Genomic DNA, 19,806 nt, shown 5'->3' with positions numbered 1-19,806 from the left:
ATTACAAGTAATCGATGAATTTATTTCTGAATTTTAAATGCAGGATTGATCCTACTGTTAGTATTAATAATGTGATAACCCAAAAATATAATGTGTATATCCAATCCTCATAAAACCAACCGTAACCTAACAATGAATATCTAAATCCTTGCACAATGTAAAAGAGTGGATTTAATTTTAAAATCGTTTCATATACATGTGACAATTTAGACGTATCCCATAAAATAGGCAATAAGTAAAGCACCATTCTCATTAATGATTGTAATACTTGCTGAAAATCTCTTATTAGCGTTGAAATAGTTGATGTTAGCAGCGTAAGCGCAAATAAAAACACAAATAATGCTACTAAATAATATGGCAATTGAAGTAAATACCATCCCGGATTAATTCCATAAATGACGAAGATAACTCCCATAACCAGCATCATGATGATGAACTGAAAACTGTTACTGACAATCGTGACAGTTGGCAGTACACTGACTGGAAACTTCATTTTTGAAACCAAACTTACCCTTGCATACACACTGTTTGAACCTTGAGTAATGGAAGGACTAATAAAAAACCAAGGGATTAACCCTGCAATTAGCCACGCGAAGAATGGAATTCCGTGTACGGGTGCACCTCCACGAATTCCTAATCCAAAAACAAGCCAGTACAGAAGAATCTGTATGGCAGGTCCTAAAAACTGCCATACAGCTCCAAGATAGTGCATTTGGTATTTACTTTTTGCATCATAAAGAGATAATCTCAATATTAAATGAAAATTCGAGGATTGTTCTTTCAAAATCCTCCCTACAGAATTCATGCCATTACTTCTTCCTTCTTAAGGAATGCATGTAGGTTACCATAGTTAATGTAACCGAAATCGTCAGAACGGTTAGCTACCACGTTTTTCGTATCGAAAATACGTTTTGTTGCCATACCTTCTAATTCGCTCCAATTTAATTCTTTGAATTCATTATGGTCTGTTAACACAAGAACTAGGTCAGAGTTGCGTACAGCTTCCTTGATATCTTGTTCAACCCAATCTTGTTCTACGTGAGGATCAAATGCGCGAATTTCATATTTACCTTCTGCTTTTAATAGATCGTAGATTTCCATTGCCGGACTTTCACGGATGTCGTCTACGTTTCCTTTATACGTTAAACCAAATACTGTCACAACGCGGCCGTCTACTTTTTCCATTAGAGCATTTGTGTTGTCTACTACGTATTGAGGCATAGACGTATTAATTGTTCTTGCTAGATTAATAAGCTGAGCTGTTTTAGGCGCTTTCGCAACGATGAAATATGGATCTACAGCCAAGCAGTGTCCGCCTACACCCGGTCCTGGTGTATGAAGGTTTACACGCGGATGCTTGTTAGCCATTTGAACAACTTCTAGCGCATCGATTTCTAATTCGTTACATACTTTTGTTAATTCGTTTGCTAACGCGATGTTTACGTCACGGAATGTGTTTTCCATTAGTTTTGACATTTCTGCTGTTTTTGCATCTGTTTTAATGATTTCACCTTGTACAAATGTACTGTATACCATTGCACCAGCTTCTGTACAATTTGGCGTAAGTCCTCCAACAATACGGTTGTTGTGGATTAATTCGTGAAGGATTTGTCCTGGAAGTACACGTTCTGGACAATGTACTAAGAACACGTCTTTTCCAACTTCAAAGCCTGCTGCTTCTACTAACGGTTTCACATGGTCATCCATGCTGCGCGGTGCGATTGTAGATTCTACGATTAATACGTTTCCTTTTTCTAAGTAAGGAATAACATTGCTTACAGCACTTAATACATATGATAGATCACAAGATTTATGTTGATCATCATGGTTTGGTGTTGGTACAGCTACGATGAATGCATCTGCCTTTTCCGGCTGTAATGCTGCGCGGAATGTACCTTTTTCAATTACTTCATTTAATGCTTCCTGCAGACCAGGCTCTTCTAAATGGATTTTCCCGTTGTTTAATGATTCAATTACGCGTTGACTTACGTCCACACCTACAACGTCCACATCATGTTTTGCAAACATAATAGACGTTGGTAATCCAATATATCCTAATCCTACTGTACAAAGTTTCATTTTATTTCCTCCTGTGTTAACTGCTTAATAATGTTTTATATAAAGACACTATTTGTGTCTCTAACCGCTTTTTGTTTGTATTGATTTCTTACAAAAATTCTACATCTGTATTCGCCTTTAGCTCTTGGCTTATAGCGGAAAATTTCTTCCTCGATGTAAGAAGTTTTGTGAACGATTTTATCGTCTTTATAAATGTAATACGCGTACTCTAAATTGCCCTGGCCTTCTGTGTCACATCGTACGATAAAGTAGCTCTCGTTATCTTTTAAAAGAGCTCTTTTAATCTTAAATGGCACATGTTCAACATACTGCACGTCTAAAATTTCGCTAATCGTTCGGCCAAGATACAGAGGAAAATAACCTTTTAAATCTTTATGATTTGCTCGATCTTCTAAATCTAACGTTACTTTATATCCTCTGTCTTTTAGCTGATGATACAGCGGCAGAACATGACTTTTATGATGATAATCCCACGTTCCTACATACAAACGGATGTCTGGTGCGCTATCTACAGGCTGATCTAGTAAGTTAAATAGAATTTGATTTAAGTATTCTTTGTTTACATTATCAGAGCCCGAAATATACTCTGCAATGTTGACATGCTCTGCCTGATCAATCAAAAAGTCTCCTAATTTACTTTGAGGAGCACCGGCAATTACTTGTCCAAAATGATACTTGATTCCATAGTATAACGCCGCATAGCCGCCTTTAGACGAACCTACGGTCATGACATTTTTGTGCGTAAAACCGTGCTTGGACATAATATATTGAATAAGCGAAGATACGCTTGTTTCAATGAGATGATTTCTATTTTTGCCTAAGTAGTAAGAGCCTTGTTCACCAAAATCATCTAAAATAAATAGCTTATTCGCTCCAACTTCATCTAACGTTTTCATGTAATTATATACATAATGATATTTATTAGCTAAAGCAGAAAAGACAATAACCAATTTATCCTGTAATGTCTCGTCAGCTGCTGGAACAAAGTGATACTTCACACCGTTCATAGATTGGTAATGTGACTCTAATTCAAATGGCCCTTGATCTCTTGCTGCGATTTTATAATTCGCTAAGCGGAACTCTGTCACTACTTCAACCGACTCTTTGCCGCTGCTGAAATCCAGCTCAAGCACAGTGGCAGGCTTTTTCGCTTCCATTTTAGGAAATACCCATCCTTGCACGTGCGGAACTGTTTGTTCACGCACAGCTCGTATATTCACATCTGTAGTACACGTAATTTCAAGTTCAGCTACTTTGTTATTGTTTCTAAACAACTCAACAATTTGATCTCTTACGTGAACTTCTAAGTCTGGAGCCACATGCCAAAACAGCTTGTATTGATGAGTATCTTCTGAAGCGACTTGATCACGTACAGTGATATGCTCAAGCTGTTTGTTATAGCGTACGTTACGTGTGTGAGTAACTCCGCTATAACGTTCATTCACTCCCGTTGCTTCTGAGTAGTCTTCCGTTAGCTGATAATCTTTTATATATACTTTTTCGTGCTGATGATCCACTCGAGGAAGACCGCGGCCATCCACGATCAGCGTGTTGTGTCCAAATGAAGAATAAGCATATTTCGTAAACTTATCTTTGTAATTATATCCATTTGGCCCAGCTTCTGTAATGATATCACCGTTTGAATAAATGTGCATATTTAAGTCATCACTGTGCTTATGATAACTAGTGTGATAAGCTGCAGAAAACAGTACGTACGTTTCTTTTTCTTTTCTTTCCCATCCGCTTCTGAAAATTGCATAACCGGAGTCTTTGAACACCGCATCTTTTTCTACAGGGATTCTCCCAGCTCTACCTTGGTGGACTGCATATAGAAACTCTTCACTTTTGTACAAGCTTCGGTAGCTGCTGTTTACAACAGGCTTAGACTCTGTATCACAAAGAGGCGGGAATAATCCGTCTGGTCGAATAATATAGGTTGCATATTTTTCCGTCTTTTTAAATAAATCAACGAAAAACTTTGCGTGGTTAGGGCTCAAATCTTTCAGCCATACGACCAATTTATTTAAATAATTGGATACAAGAAAATGATAAGACGGCGAATGTTCCTTATGTACGCCTTCTTCTGTATACACATAGGTAAAGTAATCAACGAGACGCTTTAATGCAATATCACGATAACGATCCGACTCATTATCTGCCTCCTCGAAATACATCGCGTAAGCAAGCAAAGAAATATCTTGGAACATGCCGTGATTTGTATTTGTTGAATGAAAGTCATCTTGAGACAGTAAATTAGCCGTTTTAGCCATATTCTCTACGATAAGCTGTTCATCGGACGAAGCAAGCTTGTCCTTCGCTAAAATGTATAACCTCAGCCAATACTGCAAACGCATTGCCGTTGTTTCATCGTGAAAAGCCATTTCATTTGAACCATTAGGATATGGATTTTTTTGAATCCAATCTTTGACTAACCCAATGGCTTTATCTTTATACTGCTCTTCTTTTGTCTCTTCGTAAGCATCCGTCAAACACCCTAAAAAAGTATGACCGTGAATCAAGCGTAAAAAACTTCTAGATTTATCTTCATTCCATAGAATTCCTTTTGGGTATCGAATGACCCCAAAAGGCGGAAGCGGATATTTATTACCCATAATGTTTTTAGCAGCTGCTAGCGGATCTTTATTCCGACTTTTCGGTAAGATCCTCATCAGCTTTTGAATTTTTTCTTCATCCAATGCTGTTAATGCTTTTTTTGTATTTATCATTCAGTCATTTCCCACTTTCTCATATGCGCGCTGTACACATACAAACTATAAATTTCAAAAGGAACTTATAGATTAACTTAAAACAGGTTCCGCAACGTTCACAATTAACTCTTCCCATTGATTCGCTACTTTTTCAGCTCCAAAGTGCTGCTTTACATACTCTTTTAAAGAAGCTTGAAGCTCTGCATCTGTTTCTTTTGAGTTCAGTGCTAGAATACGCGCTACTGCTTCCTCAACATCAGATAGAAGATACTCTTTCGGATAAATCGTATCACTGCCGTCCCAGTTGAGAATAATTGGATAAGCACCTGAAGCCATCCCTTCACTTGGTGAAAGGTGGAAGCTTTCAAAATCACTTGTTGATAGAATAATTCCTACCTTTGAAAGCCATTCAGAAATATCACCGAACCCTTCAAAAATAACAGCGTCTTTCCATGGAGCTTTTTCGATACGATTAAAAATTGCTTCGTAATATTCACGCTCTTCTTCTTTATTCCACAGCCATGAATATTCCTGCGGCATTTTTCCTTTAACAAACAGCTTATAGTGATTATCTTGATGCCATAACTTATCTAGCATATCTACAGCCAAGTCTAGACGCTTTCGCTGTGGACAAATTCCGATAATACCTAAGTGATACTTAGCCTCTTCCGTTTTAGGAGCATCCACTTTTTCTGTATCTACTACGTTATAAATCATCGTCATCTTTTCACGCGGAAAATTAAACGTTCGATAAAACTCTTCATATACGTATGGAGAAATCGCGATAATTTTATCGATATTTTCCATGTTAAAACTATGAGGGTAAATCGTATCACGCTCTTGAAGATGCATGCGTACAATTAACTGCTGATGAGGCTTTTTATGATGAGAATACCACACTGCATTTCCAAGTCCCCATTCGCAAACAATAACGTCGGCCCATTCTAAGCAAGCTTGGCTCTGTTCTTCATCATGAGCATTATGGCCACTCCACTCGTCCGTTTTAATTTCAAACCCAGGACGGCTTGCCAAACGGTCCATAATGATACGTGCAAATTTTAAATCATGTCCTGCAAATAATATCTTTTTCATTTTTGTAACCTCACAGCTCTATTTTATTTACCATAGCAGTGATGTCGTCCTTGCTGCTATCTTCTAATTTCAAGTAATTAAATTTGTCATTACTAAAGAACTGCTTGCCGTATTTAGCATATGACGCAAGACTTTGATCTTGTTCAAAGAGATTAATTACTTGCTCAAGCGAAAGATTGCTGTATACATTTGTTTTAGCAACGGAGCTCTGTGACGATAACTCTCTTACAAACTCGTATTCTTGACCTGCATTTTTCTCTTCAAGCTTTCCGTTTTCCACACTGTAGTGAGTTGTTTTACCAATAAAGTCACTGTCCGTAAACGTTGTACTCAGCATTAAGTCTAGTAAATAATTTTGCCCATAATAGCTGTCTTGGCCAAAGTACGTTACATACTCACTTGAAATCCAGTCGCGAATGTTTAAGTAGTTGTGCATATAACTGCGAACAAACGTGTGAATGGTTTTTGTGTTGTACTTATTGTAAAGGTCTAAATAGCCATCGAATGTATCTACTAGAATATATAATTGCTTATTTTCATAAGCTTGACGGTTAAATTGATCAACGATGTTCTCAAACTCTTGACGCGTATTAGCAATCGCGACTACCGTAACTGTCGGCAGTTCAAAAGCAAAGTTTAAGCCCACTTTCTCAATGATGTACTCTAGGCGATGCGTATACGTATGCTTAGTTAATACATCTCGAATACCCGTTAAAGCTTTTTCTTCGTAGTAACGTTCATCTTCTAACAGCTGTTTGAATTCTTCATGCAAATTCGTTGGATCTTCAGACATATAAACAAGATCACCGAAAATTTCTCCAATTCCCTGTGCATAAGTACTAATAACAGGCGTTCCACATGCTAACCCTTCATATACACGGCGAGAGAACATCGTCGGAGATTCTTTTACTGTATTTACGTTAATCATAACTTTGTAGCCTTTATATGCTTTATCAATTTCGTAATACTTTAAGTTTCCTTTTACATAAGGAACAAAGCGATCTGGGAATTGATGATTTGGCATAAGCCCTTTTAAGTTTTGAATATAGTTTCGATCGTAAATATCTAATCCCACTTTAGCCGCAGCATCTAATAATCGGTCCATATCAATACATCTTTCTTCATGATGACGATAATAAGATCCAGCAAAACACGCTTTGTTTTCGCGTTCATCCACGATCTTAATCGGGTTATGAATAGCCGGCTGCGCAGCAAACGGCAGCGCAAATGCGTTTTGATGTCCAGCTCTTTCTTGGTAGTAAGGAACCATGTTTTCATCCGTTGTGAAAATGTAATCAAATCGTCTAGCTGTTTCAATAAAACGATTAAAGTGAACAGGATCTTCCTTGTTCCAGAATACGGTTGGCACATTATGCTCTTTGCACCAAGCTAACAGTGAGTAAAGAGGCTTCATATTCTCTTCTCCATAGTAACCAACACGCTTATTCCAAACGCCTCCGTTACCACGCCAAGCAGATTCAACCATTAACAAGTCTGGCTGTTCTTTTGTCATAACCTCAAGCCAGTTATCCGGCGTCATTTTAATTAATTTACACTCATGTTCATAAGAAGCCGTCGTAAATTCGTCAAAAATAACCGCCATCTTCATTTCTTTAATCGGCTTTGGAGGAAGCATGTTAAATGCATCTACTTCTTGTTTGGCTACGTAATCTAATGACTGCTCTCGTTCAATGCTTTTCATTTCATTAATAGAAATCGTATGAACATCAAATTCACCTTTTCCAGAAACGCGTAAAGCAATTCGGAACTGTGTAATGTCAGGATGAATTTGAACTTTTGTCATTGAGTTAAATTTTAGCTGCAGCACTTGAAGCTTTTCTTCATCTGAATATCCAATAAACATTGGAATCACAGCTACATCTTCATCTGCTTTCCCTTTTACAGTGAACTCATATTCAAATCCTTTTTGCATCGTCATGATATGGTGAGTCGGAAGCATTTTAAAACTGTTATTTGTTTCTTTATAAGAAATATAGCTGTTTTTGCCAGCTTCAATATTTACTGAACCGCGCAGCCCTTTTTCTGATGCAGAAAGCTGTACTAATTTCCTCGCGCTTGCAAACCAATCTGAAGCTTGTAGCTCTAGCTGTGCACTGTTGGTAATTTCAATTGGCTTTTCTTGAATGTTAATTTGCAAGCCTCTAAAGAATCCGCTCTCCGTCACACGTATTAAAAACTCAACGTGTTCCGTATCTTTTTTGAAACGCAGTTCAGCTTTTTCATTCAGCTCAAGCTGATGGATTTCATTTTGCTTGTTGTTTTTATATCCTACGGCATATACAACTAACTCAATACCTTCGTACAATTCACCTGCTGGTGTAATCAAATACGTAGAATTATGATCAACAGCTACTGAGATATTTTCACTTGTATTAAAGTGCTGAGCTGTTAAATGAATGAATTCTTGTCCTTTTAACTTCGATTCAAACAGCTGGTTCCAAGGATGATAAATGACACCATTATTTGACTCTTGCCATCCTTTAAGGGAGTGTTCGTTAAGAGCATATTTAACAGGTGCATCAACCGTCATTTTAGGAATTGTTACTTCAACGTCATGAACCCACCAATAAGACACGTTGTTAATGATGATATCGTCAAGTTTAAACTCACCTTTACCAGATACTCTCACTGCTAGACGAATAGAGTTATATTCTTCTTGGAAATGAATCAGCTTTTTATTATTTAACTTTAATTCATCTGTTCCTACTTTTTTTCCGTCTAGGTAGAAAACAATAGCAAGACGTACATCAACAGCATTCTCTTTCTCACCTTGGAAGCAAACCGATAGTGTATCGTCATGAACAGCCACTGGACTTGCAGGCTGAGCAGAGAAAGCAGCATTTCCTTCTCTGTGCGTTACATACGCGAATTGCTTATCTTCAAAACTTACGTTGAACTTTTTGTTAAATGGATCATAGTATAGTTGATCGGACTTAGGCATGTACCACTGATTTTGTTCTAAAACAATATAATTTCCTTCTGTCAAAAGCTCGCTTTGATTCCAGAATCCTCGGTCATTAATTAACATACTCTCAATTTTAAATGTTCCCTGCCCTTTCACGCGCAGCGCTAAGCGGATAGAATCAGTAGATTGAGAGAACGGTATAATACCTTCACTGTTCATTTCAAATCTATGTATACCTACTTTTTGACGATTTTTATATTCAATAATGAATAACTCGACGGAGACACTCTCACTTTTTGTCCCTTTGAAGACAAGCGTTTGCTGACTTGAAAAGTCAAATGCAATATTTTCTTCTACAGGAGCTTGTCGAAAGTCGATATTCTGCTCGCGATAAGTTAGATACGTATAGTTGTTAGAATTCAAATCAACAGTAAAACTTCGGTCGTCTTCATTAAATGAAACAGCAACTTGATGCTTTTTAAACCAGCCGCTATTTGCTTCGACTTCTGAAAACTCTAGGCTTGGAATGCGATGTGCTTTTGCCCAATCTCTTTTTTGCGTAATCGACTTCATACGCTTTTGAATATCACTGATCATTATCTATGCCCCTTTGTTGCTTTATTTGTACCCATTCGCTTTCGAACCGTCCAGTACTTTAGCGTTAACTTCCCTAGAAAAGAACGGCTGATAGCCGCATATCTTTTTTCTAGCATCGTATAGCGCTTTTGCAAATCTTGGTACTCTTTTAATTCTTTTTCTCTTATGTTTAATTGTTCGATTAGTTCCGATTTAACCACTTGAAGTTCTTTTTCCAGAACTTCTACAGATACATGGCTATGGAGTTTGACACCCATACGCGTAAGTTCCTCCTTTTACGTTATATTGCTTGATAGACTTTCAAAAATTGAACTTGTTCACTTTCCCAGTTGTACTTGAACTTCGCTGTTTTACAGTTGTTGCTCATCGTTGCGCGCAGCAAAGGATCTCGTAATAACTGATTAACAGCACTCGCAATCTCTTTGTAATCATGCGAATCTACACACAATCCAATATGCTCGCCTTCTACTACTTTTTTAATCTCGGGAAAGTCGCATGCTACCACCGGTACATCGCTCATGATGTATTCAAATAACTTATTTGAAGAGGCCGAGTAGTGATTGAAGCACACATTATTTAATACTTGAAAACCTAAGTACGCATTTTTTGTATACTTTGGTAAGTCTTGCAGCGGTACTTTCGGAATAAACTTCACTTTATCTTCTAACTTCATTTCCGCTACCATACGCTCTAGCTCTGGCTTGATGCGTCCGTCTCCAATAAAGACTAACGTTCCTTCTTTAAATAACGGCGCCGCTTGAACAAGCTTTTCAAGGCCTCGTCCCGTTTGAATACCGCCTTGATACAACAGAATTTTTTCATTTACAGGAAGTCCTAAACGTTCGTGCAAATTCACTTGTTGCTGCTGCTTCGTTTTTGGACGAAACGGGTAGTTATAGACGACGTTTGGATAGAAGCCATATAAATCTTCATTGTATTTGGCACGCGTATGATTTTCTACAATCATAGAGTCAATTTTATTAATAAAGAACGACTCCATTTTTGCGTATACGCCGCTGTCATAGCCCGTTCTGCTCGTTTGCACCTCATGAGAATCATACACAAGGTACTTACGCTTAAAGCGAAGCTTTGAACAGATAAATCCTTGAGGAAGCGTATTTAAATCATTCGAATGATAAATATCGTACTTCTTCTTCCTACCTTTTAAAATCATCCTTAAGATAATGCTTCCTCTTACCCAAACTACTTGCAGCTTTGTTTTTAATAACAACGCGGCTACAATTGTAATAGGAAGGACTACATAAGGAGCTACGTACGCTGCTCCTAACCACAGCAAAAAAGCGATCATAGCGAGCACTTTATATTTTAGAAGTGCACGGTACGCTTTTTTCATAAAAAGCAGCGAAGAAGGATAACGCTTTACGCGATGAACGTGAAAATGTTCATTTACTTCTTCATACTGTTTTAAATCCGGATTGTTCGGATCATGAATACAAATTAAATCAACGGCGTAACCATTCTCTGATAAAGCCGTACATTCGCGCAGAACGCGCGCATCATTGGTAAAATGATTCCATACAAACATACAGACATTTTTTCTCATAATACTTCAACCTTATCCACTGATTCTGTCTGCTCCACATGCAGCGGTTCAGAACTTTTATTCTCAATTAAACGTATTAATACTTCGATATTTTTCTCCCAGAAGAAATGCTTTTTTACATAATTTAAGCTGTTGCGAGACATTTCACTTCTTTTAGAAGGGTGCTGATACAAATACAGGATATGTCTAAGCATCTCATCTGCTGTATTTGTCTCTGATACAATTCCAGCTTCATGTGAAACAATCACGTCTTTGGCATAGCCAGAAACCGATGCGACAATCGGGATTCCACACGTCATATAATCAATGATCTTGCCAGGAAGAACCGTTTCAAATACTTGCTTACCGTTCAACGTCACAATTCCAATATGATGTTCAGAAATAATATGTAAGCACTCTTGACGGGTAGTTGGCTTAATAAATCGAACATTTGTTAACTTATGCTCTTTTGTAAAACGTACAAATTCTTTCTTTTTAAACCCATATCCCATAACTGTCAATTCAATATTATACTCATGTAATTCTTTTGCAAGGTCCATTAGAACCGTTACATCTTGAGCTAAACCAATATTGCCTGCATACATGACTTTAAATACATCGCTTCCAGATTCAATCATTGAAATTTCATTACGATTTGCAGCATTAGGCATAAAATGAATTTTGTTTAACGGAATGGCATATTTCTCTGTCATAAAACGAATAAACCCTTCACTATTTACAATAATATGATCTGCTCTTACATAGAGAATTTTCTCGAGACGACTGAAAACAGAAATGACGACTGGGTAATTGAACACACCTACGCCTTTTAACGATTCAGGCCATAAATCTCGAATGTCTAAAATAAGCGGCCTTCGATAACGGTATTTGGCAAGCAGACCGACGACAGCAATAAAAATAGGCGGAGATGTAACGAAAATCACATCGTACTTTTTTCGGTCGGTTAAAATGAATAACATCATTTTAAAAGCAATTTCTAAATAATACATTAAACGATTGATAATACTTCTAGAATACTTGCGATTTTTCACACCAATGCGCGTTACATCATTTTCTTCATCAATTGACTCATCATCCCAAAACTGTTCGTCATGATAGATCTTTTTATTTGGATATGTGGGCTCAGTCGTCAGTACATTTACGTCATAATTTTCATCTTTTAAAAGCTTATATATATTTTTTATACGATTTCCTGCACTACCGATTTCAGGATAAAAATGTTGAGAAATCACAAGTACCCTTTTTGTCAAAGCAACTTCACTCCAATACAATTTCACTAGCTCGCCAAGCGAACTAGTGAAACATCAATTAAGCTTTTACGTTTTCTCTCTGTAATAGCTCATCCATAAATGTAAGTAAATCATCACGTAAATCTTCATGCTGAAGAGCAAATTCTAGCGACGTTTGAATAAATCCAAGCTTTTCACCTACGTCGTAACGTTTGCCTTCAAAGTCATAAGCAAATACACGCTGAATCTCGTTCAGCTTTTGAATCGCATCCGTTAATTGAATCTCTCCACCTGCGCCTACTTCCTGCTGTTCTAAAAACTTGAAGATTTCAGGCGTGAAGATATAGCGTCCCATAATAGCTAGATTCGAAGGAGCTGTTCCTAAAGCTGGCTTTTCAACAAATGTATCCACTTGATAACGGCGGCCGTTGCTTGAAATAGGATCTACAATTCCGTAACGGTTCGTTTCGTTTTCTGGAACCGTCTGCACACCAATCACAGAAGATAACGTTTCGTCATACTGATTCATCAACTGACGCAAGCAAGGCGTTTCTGCTTGAACAATGTCGTCTCCTAACAGCACAGCAAACGGCTCATCTCCGATAAATTTGCGCGCACACCAAACCGCATGCCCTAATCCTTTTGGCTCTTTTTGACGGATGTAGTGAATCTCTACGTTCGCTGATTGACGCACTTTTTCCAGAAGCTCAAACTTTTCTTTTTCCACAAGATTTTGTTCTAGTTCAGGAGCATTATCAAAATGATCTTCGATCGCACGTTTTCCTTTACCCGTTACGATAATGATGTCTTCAATACCAGATTCAATTGCTTCTTCAATGATGTACTGAATAGTCGGTTTGTCTACAATTGGAAGCATTTCTTTTGGCATTGCTTTCGTTGCTGGCAAGAAACGTGTACCTAATCCCGCAGCTGGAATAATTGCTTTTTTTACTTTTGACATGATTAAACTTCCCCCATCTACTAATTACTTATTTTGAGCACTAAAATATTCGCTAATCGCATCGGCAATACGTTTTGAAGCAAAGCCATCACCGTACGGGTTTGATGCTTTAGACATACGCGCATATTCTTCTTCATTTGTTAGAAGCTCTTTAGCAAGTGAATAAATGGTTTCTTCTTCTACACCTGCAAGCTTTAACGTTCCAGCTTCAATTCCTTCAGGACGTTCAGTTGTATCACGAAGTACTAATACCGGTACACCTAATGAAGGAGCTTCTTCTTGCACGCCGCCTGAATCCGTTAAAATGATATGAGCACGTGAAGCGAAATTATGGAAGTCTACTACTTCTAGAGGTTCAATTAATTGAATGCGAGGATCATTTCCTAACACTTCATCCGCTAATTCACGAACAACAGGATTTAAATGTACAGGGTAGACTACTTGTACGTCATCATGTTCCTCTACAATTCGTTTAATCGCGCGGAACATATTGCGCATTGGTTCACCAAGATTTTCACGACGGTGAGCAGTTAACAGAATTAAACGATCGTCCCCTACACGATCTAATACGGGATGAGAATATTCTTCTAATACCGTTGTTTTTAATGCATCAATTGCCGTGTTTCCTGTAATAAACAATGTTTCTTCTTTTTTGTTTTCCTGCAGCAAGTTATGTGCAGATTTTGTAGTAGGAGCAAAATGAAGGTCCGCTAATACACCTGTTAACTGGCGGTTCATTTCTTCCGGATACGGAGAGTATTTATTCCATGTGCGAAGACCCGCTTCTACATGACCTACTTTAATTTGATTATAAAAAGCCGCAAGACCTGCAATGAAGGTGGTTGTTGTATCGCCGTGAACAAGTACGATGTCAGGCTGAACTTCTTTCATAACTTGATCTAGTCCTTGAAGTCCGCGTGTTGTTACATCCATAAGCGTTTGGCGGTCTTTCATAATGTTCAAGTCGTGATTTGGTGTAATATCAAACACACGCAGCACTTGGTCTAGCATTTCACGGTGCTGAGCTGTTACTGTCACGATAGATTCAAATTCTTCTGAACGTTTGTTTAATTCTAACACAAGAGGAGCCATTTTAATGGCTTCTGGACGTGTTCCAAAAATCGTCATTACTTTAATACGCTGTTGCAATGCAGTCACCTAGTTTCATTAAATTATGTATAAAAGCACTAGTATTTTTAATAGAAGATACTAGTCTCTTTTTTTATAAAGTTCTTGTTCTTTTTGCTGAATGGCATGTGCTAAATGTTTCTTTAAAATCAGCAGCTGATCGTAAGACGCATCTTGGTAAATGTACCGCACAGCCTTTTTTACACTCTTAGGTAAATGATCAAATTCTTTCATGATTTTTATACTGCTCAATAGCTTCTACCCTCTAGGCATTAAAAAATACCTAGAAACTTTTTCCGCATAATTTTTTCCGGGGATTCTTTGTAGCATCTTGTTCCGTCTACAACGCATTGAGCGTTTTCTAGAAACATATAATAATAATCTCTTCCATGCTCACTCTCAATCATATCAATTGCGGCTTGCATATGAAAAGAACGATGTTGGAGGTTATGAGCGTCTGATGAAACAAAGTGTACAAGGTTGGCGTCTATTAACTGGTGAGAAAATTTCTTTATTTTCTTTCCAAAGTTTCCAACCAAGCTAGAAGCTGTAACTTGAGCTAATGCTCCTTTATTAATAAAGTTATAGAGAAGATCAGAATCTTCTAACAACCGACTGTTTCGTTCTGGATGGACAATAATAGGGATCATTCCCTGGGATTGAATATCAAACAGCAGCCGCTCCGCATATCGAGGGACTTGACTCGAAGGAAATTCAACAAACAAGTATTTTCCCGTATTGTTTAAAGTGAGAATCTTGCCTTGATGATAGTCGTCTAAGATTTCACCGTAAATACGGTTTTCTTGACCAGGTAAAATGGTTAATGGCACTCCTTCACGAACTAATAAACTATTTAATTGTTCAACACTCTGTAAAATAGCTTCTTTTTCATTGAGATATCTGCCATTCTGATGATGAGGCGTGGCAACAATAGCCGTAATGCCTTCTGAGACAGCTCGCTTTGCCATTTCAATACTCATCTCGTTACTTGCAGAACCATCATCCACTTCAGGCAAAATGTGACAATGTAAGTCAATCATCTACCCTCACCCCTATCCTTCTTAAGACCTAATAAAAGCAATACTTATGTTAGCATATTATATCATGTATTTCTATGTCTTTTTTTGTCGAAACATCTGCAAAGCAACGCCCTGTAAATATTTAAGAATAGTCTGAATATATCTATTCATTTCATTCGAACTACTAAACAAGCCCTAAAAAGTGCTGTTCACCAAGAAAAACCTACTTTTTAGCTATCTTGTAAATACATTAACAAACAGCAAAATTTTACTAATTTTTCATAAGTACCTTATCCATGAAAAAACTCACATTTTAAACTTTTTATAACAATAGTCATAATTTCTTATAGGTTGTTTCTATAAAAATACGCCAAAAAGCCTCCTCGCTAGCACATGCTAGCGAGGAGGCTTCGATTAATTGGTACCGTAATAGTAATAGTAGTTGCCTTCTTCTACTTTGCGGTTATTTAACACAACTCCAAGCAATTTGCCTTGCGCATTGCTTAACAGCTCTTTCGATTTTAACGCAGCGTCTTTCTCTGTTTTACCGCTACTGACAACCAAAATCGTGCCGTCTACTTGATTCGCTAAAATCTGCGCATCGGCCACAGCTAAAATTGGCGGCGTATCAAAAATAACCATATCAAACTGTTTCTTCATTTCTTTTAACAACTCGGCCATCTGAGCAGATGCTAACAGTTCAGATGGATTCGGTGGAATAGGACCGCTTGTTAAAACAGAAAGATGAGGAATTTCTGACTCTTGAACCGCTTGCGCTAACGTAGATTGACGAGTTAATACATTCGTAAGACCAATGTGATTTTCCAAACGGAACGTGTAATGACCTGTTGGTTTACGTAAATCAGCGTCAATGAGTAATACGTTTAACCCTTGCTGTGCATAAACCGTTGCTAGATTGGAAGTCGTTGTGGACTTCCCTTCTTCAGCACCGCTCGATGTAACAACAATAGTCTTAATATCTTGATCAACGTTTGAGAACTGAATATTTGTACGAATCGTACGGTACTGTTCCGCTACCGGATCTTTTGGGCTATTATGAGCAAGCAAACGTCTTTTTAACGTCAGCATTTTATCATTTTTTTGAGCTTTGTTTTTACGAGCCATACGTTTCACCTCTTTGCGGTACGCGAGCAGCTACATCTGGTCGCGATACGTTTGATGGCTTAGGCACATCCTTAATATTCGTGACGACTCCAATCACAGGAAGTCCTAGAATATTTTCAATATCTTGCTCCGTTTTTAACGTATTGTCTAAGTATTCAAGTAAGAATGACAACCCGATACCTACCATTAAACCAACTACGATCGCAATCGCAATGTTTAAAAGCGGCTGAGGTTTAATCGGACTAGCACTTTCACCAACCGTTGCTTTTGACAGCACTTTAACATTGTCTACATTCATAAGCTTAGGCACTTGCTTTTGGAAAACAGAAGCCGTTGTATTGGCAATTTGAGCTGCACGTTTTGCACTTGTATCTTGTACGACAATCTGTGCTACCTGAGAGTTCTGAGAACTTGTTACTTGGATTTGACTGCTTAAGCTTTGGGCAGATACATTAAGTGTTAATTCTTTAATTACTTTATCTAGAATAGCTGGACTTGTAATAATATCATTATAAGTGTTAATCAGCTGCACGTTTGTTTGAACGGCCTGCGTATTATATAACAACTGTTCATCGCTTTTCGCTTGATTAATTAAGATCTGTGTTTTCGATTGATACACAGGAGTTAGCACAAAAAAGCTAATGACTCCACTTACGGTTGCAGCGATAATTGTAATCAGTACAATAAGCCAAAGACGCTTACGAAGCACTGTAAACAACTCTCGCAAATTAATTGTCTCTTCCATAGTTGACCTCCGAACTTAATAACTTCTAAAAACCTGTATACTTTTTATTATAATTGACAAAAGTTGTTTTCACTATGGGTTTTTGTATATTACAACTAAAAATTTACAGTTCTTTTATTCTCTTTACTATTTTTATATCGACAACATAATAAAATTATTTAGTTTTATTATGCTACCTTATTTAATTAAATTGGGGCACCTTTCAATTTCAACGTTTATTTTCTAACATAATAGTTTACATACCAATCGGAGAATTTTTGCAATCCCTCTTCTATTGAAGTTTCTGGCTTGAATCCTACAGCACTTTGCAACAACTCTGTCGATGCATATGTAGCCGGAACATCTCCAGGCTTAATAGGCTCAAATATTTTCTCAAATACTACCTCTCTGCCTAGGGATTTACTTAAACATTTTTCCAAAGTTTCGATAAAAATCATTAATTTCTCTGGATTATTATTTCCGATATTAAACACTTTATGAGGAGCGTTGTTTTCTCCATTTGAAGGGTTAGGAAGTAAACGTTCAATTCCTTCTACAATATCATCAATATAGGTGAAATCTCTATATAGGTCTCTCTCGAAATCACCGTTATTAAAAATTTTAATTGGCTCATTTACAAAAAACTTATTTGCAAACCCAAAGTAAGCCATGTCTGGTCGTCCCAATGGACCATATACTGTGAAGAATCGAAGCCCTGTAGCTGGAATGTTATATAAGTGACTATAAGTATGAGCCATTAGTTCATTAGATTTCTTAGTTGCTGCATAGAGTGATACTGGATGATCAACAAAATCACTTTCTTCAAATGGAACTTTCTTATTAGAACCATACACAGAACTTGAAGAAGCGTAAACTAGATGATCTACTGGATATTGTCTGCATGCCTCAAGGATATTGTAGAAACCAATAACATTACTTTGCATATACACACTAGGGTTTTCAATTGAGTATCGCACACCTGCTTGAGCAGCTAAGTTTACAACAATTTCTGGTTTATATTCTTTAAACACATTTGTAAGAGCTTCTTTGTCTGAAATATCTATTTTTAGGAACTTAAATTTATCGTACGGCTCCAATTGCTCAAGACGAGTATGTTTAAGCTTTACATCATAGTAGTCATTAACATTATCAATTCCAATAACTGTACATCCTTGCTCTAGTAATTTCTTTGATAAGAAGTAGCCAATAAATCCCGCTGCTCCTGTAATAAGATATGTTTTACTAAGATCTAATTGATTGTAACTCACGTTGGTTTGGCTCCTTCATGTTTTGTCTTTCTACTATTTTTCTTCCAATAGAATGATACTCTACTTGTGCTTGTTCCATTTCACCTATACTGTAGATATTTCGTCCATCATAAACTAATGGAGTTCGCATTAGTTCCTTATACATACTTGGTTTAACTTCTTTTACTTCACCCCACTCTGTAAAAATGAAACAAACATTGGCATCTTTGATTGCCTCTTCTATATTAGACACATAAGTAATATTTCCTTCTGTATGGCGACCTTCAGGATGTACTCTCGCAAAGTTGGCTGCTCCAACGGGATCGAACGCATAAATGTCTGCACCTTGCTCTAATAATAAAGGTATATTCTCAAGAGAAGCGGCTTCGCGTAAATCGTCTGTTCCCGGTTTGAACGTTAGACCTAATATAGCAACTTTTAGACCATTAAATGTAATAAGTCGACGACTTGCTTTTTTATAAAGCATTGTCTTTTGCTCTTTATTTACATCAATAGCAGCTTGTACTGTTTTTAGCTCGTAACCATTTTGCTTTGCTAGGTAATCTAATGCTTTTGTATCTTTAGGAAAGCATGATCCACCAAATCCAATACCTGCATTTAGAAACTTGCTACCAATACGTTTATCAAAGCTCATTCCTTTAGCAACGTCTTGAATATCAGCTCCTACTAACTCACAAAGGTTCGCAATATCATTCATATAAGAAATTTTTAATGCTAAAAAGTCATTTGAAGCATACTTAATCATCTCAGCCGACCTTCTGTTTACTGAGACAATTGGAAGATTAAATGGTTTATAGATGTCTTGTAAAAGTTCTTCAGCCCATTTACTTTCTGTTCCGATGATAATCCTCTCCGCATGAAGAGTATCATGTACAGCAGATCCTTGAGCTAAGAATTCCGGGTTTGAGGCAACTTCTACTCTCACATCATTAATTAAGAAGTCTTGGATAAATTGTTCTACTTTATCATTTGTTCCAACTGGGACGGTGGATTTTACCACGACTAAGCAATTCCTTTCTACTGATTCAGCAATTTGTCTTGCAACAGTTGCAATATAAGAAAGGTTAGCTGATCCATCTGGTTGTTCTGGAGTTCCTACACCGATAAAAATAGCATCTGCATCTTTATAAGCGGACTGATAATCTGTTGTGTAGTTAAGGTTTCCTTCTTCATAATTCTTTATCATCAAGTGCTGTAAGTCTGCTTCATAGATAGGTGAAATACCTGATTTCATTAACTCTACCTTATTTTGATCAATATCTACACAATTTACTTGATGGCCCATTTCAGCAAAACATACGCCTGCTACTAAGCCAACGTAACCTGTTCCCGCCACAGCTATCTTATACATTATTTCTCCTCCCTTTACTAATTATTAAATATTTA

The 19,806-nt window shown here is 37.3% G+C and carries 16 protein-coding genes; all 16 read right to left on the bottom strand.

Annotation, left to right across the window (positions count from 1 at the left end):
* Nucleotide 1: 1 nt before the first annotated feature.
* Entirely contained in the window at nt 2–805 is an 804-nt protein-coding gene (locus AC1D0Y_RS08205) for an ABC transporter permease (protein ID WP_098239344.1), read from the bottom strand.
* Nucleotides 802–2,079, bottom strand: coding sequence for a nucleotide sugar dehydrogenase (locus AC1D0Y_RS08200; RefSeq protein WP_095379792.1), 1,278 nt, complete (start codon nt 2,077–2,079; stop codon nt 802–804). The genes AC1D0Y_RS08205 and AC1D0Y_RS08200 overlap by 4 nt, the downstream gene beginning before the upstream one ends.
* 35 nt (nt 2,080–2,114) lie before the next feature.
* Nucleotides 2,115–4,805, bottom strand: coding sequence for an accessory Sec system protein Asp2 (locus tag AC1D0Y_RS08195; protein WP_477707472.1), 2,691 nt, complete (start codon nt 4,803–4,805; stop codon nt 2,115–2,117).
* A 72-nt stretch (nt 4,806–4,877) separates the two neighbouring features.
* On the bottom strand, nt 4,878–5,879 hold the full coding sequence (locus AC1D0Y_RS08190) for a glycosyltransferase family 4 protein (protein ID WP_477707471.1): 1,002 nt from the start codon (nt 5,877–5,879) through the stop codon (nt 4,878–4,880).
* A gap of 10 nt (nt 5,880–5,889) precedes the next feature.
* Nucleotides 5,890–9,402 (bottom strand): CgeB family protein, encoded by a 3,513-nt coding sequence (locus AC1D0Y_RS08185; RefSeq protein WP_477707470.1) that lies wholly within the window; start codon nt 9,400–9,402, stop codon nt 5,890–5,892.
* The gene (locus AC1D0Y_RS08180) at nt 9,402–9,659 is read right to left on the bottom strand and encodes a hypothetical protein (RefSeq protein ID WP_043979847.1); all 258 of its coding nucleotides are present in this window, start codon (nt 9,657–9,659) and stop codon (nt 9,402–9,404) included. Before AC1D0Y_RS08180 ends, AC1D0Y_RS08185 begins: the two co-directional genes overlap by 1 nt.
* Nucleotides 9,660–9,682: 23 nt before the next feature.
* Entirely contained in the window at nt 9,683–10,969 is a 1,287-nt protein-coding gene (locus AC1D0Y_RS08175) for a glycosyltransferase (RefSeq protein WP_477707571.1), read from the bottom strand.
* Complete coding sequence (locus AC1D0Y_RS08170; RefSeq protein WP_477707469.1) at nt 10,963–12,216, bottom strand: glycosyltransferase family 4 protein; 1,254 nt, start codon at nt 12,214–12,216, stop codon at nt 10,963–10,965. Before AC1D0Y_RS08170 ends, AC1D0Y_RS08175 begins: the two co-directional genes overlap by 7 nt.
* Nucleotides 12,217–12,274: 58 nt before the next feature.
* Complete coding sequence (galU, locus tag AC1D0Y_RS08165; protein ID WP_043979854.1) at nt 12,275–13,156, bottom strand: UTP--glucose-1-phosphate uridylyltransferase GalU; 882 nt, start codon at nt 13,154–13,156, stop codon at nt 12,275–12,277.
* 24 nt (nt 13,157–13,180) lie between these two features.
* Nucleotides 13,181–14,305 carry a non-hydrolyzing UDP-N-acetylglucosamine 2-epimerase gene (wecB, locus tag AC1D0Y_RS08160; protein ID WP_335707077.1) on the bottom strand — a complete coding sequence of 375 codons (1,125 nt, stop codon included), beginning with the start codon at nt 14,303–14,305 and terminating at the stop codon, nt 13,181–13,183.
* Nucleotides 14,306–14,365: 60 nt separating this feature from the next.
* A complete protein-coding gene (locus AC1D0Y_RS08155; RefSeq protein ID WP_170959563.1) occupies nt 14,366–14,518 on the bottom strand; it encodes a hypothetical protein in 153 nt (50 codons plus the stop codon).
* 38 nt (nt 14,519–14,556) lie between these two features.
* A complete protein-coding gene (locus tag AC1D0Y_RS08150; RefSeq protein ID WP_477707468.1) occupies nt 14,557–15,324 on the bottom strand; it encodes a tyrosine-protein phosphatase in 768 nt (255 codons plus the stop codon).
* A 393-nt stretch (nt 15,325–15,717) separates the two neighbouring features.
* On the bottom strand, nt 15,718–16,428 hold the full coding sequence (locus AC1D0Y_RS08145) for a CpsD/CapB family tyrosine-protein kinase (RefSeq protein ID WP_477707467.1): 711 nt from the start codon (nt 16,426–16,428) through the stop codon (nt 15,718–15,720).
* Nucleotides 16,418–17,173 carry a YveK family protein gene (locus tag AC1D0Y_RS08140; protein ID WP_477707466.1) on the bottom strand — a complete coding sequence of 252 codons (756 nt, stop codon included), beginning with the start codon at nt 17,171–17,173 and terminating at the stop codon, nt 16,418–16,420. Before AC1D0Y_RS08140 ends, AC1D0Y_RS08145 begins: the two co-directional genes overlap by 11 nt.
* Nucleotides 17,174–17,388: 215 nt before the next feature.
* Nucleotides 17,389–18,420, bottom strand: a complete 1,032-nt coding sequence (locus tag AC1D0Y_RS08135) for an SDR family NAD(P)-dependent oxidoreductase (RefSeq protein WP_274155900.1) — start codon at nt 18,418–18,420, stop codon at nt 17,389–17,391.
* Nucleotides 18,395–19,771, bottom strand: a complete 1,377-nt coding sequence (locus tag AC1D0Y_RS08130) for a UDP-glucose dehydrogenase family protein (RefSeq protein ID WP_477707465.1) — start codon at nt 19,769–19,771, stop codon at nt 18,395–18,397. Before AC1D0Y_RS08130 ends, AC1D0Y_RS08135 begins: the two co-directional genes overlap by 26 nt.
* Nucleotides 19,772–19,806 lie beyond the last annotated feature (35 nt).

The sequence above is a fragment of the Priestia sp. P1_B12_1 genome, assembly GCF_056406695.1.
This window is presented reverse-complemented; position numbering and strand designations above follow the sequence as displayed.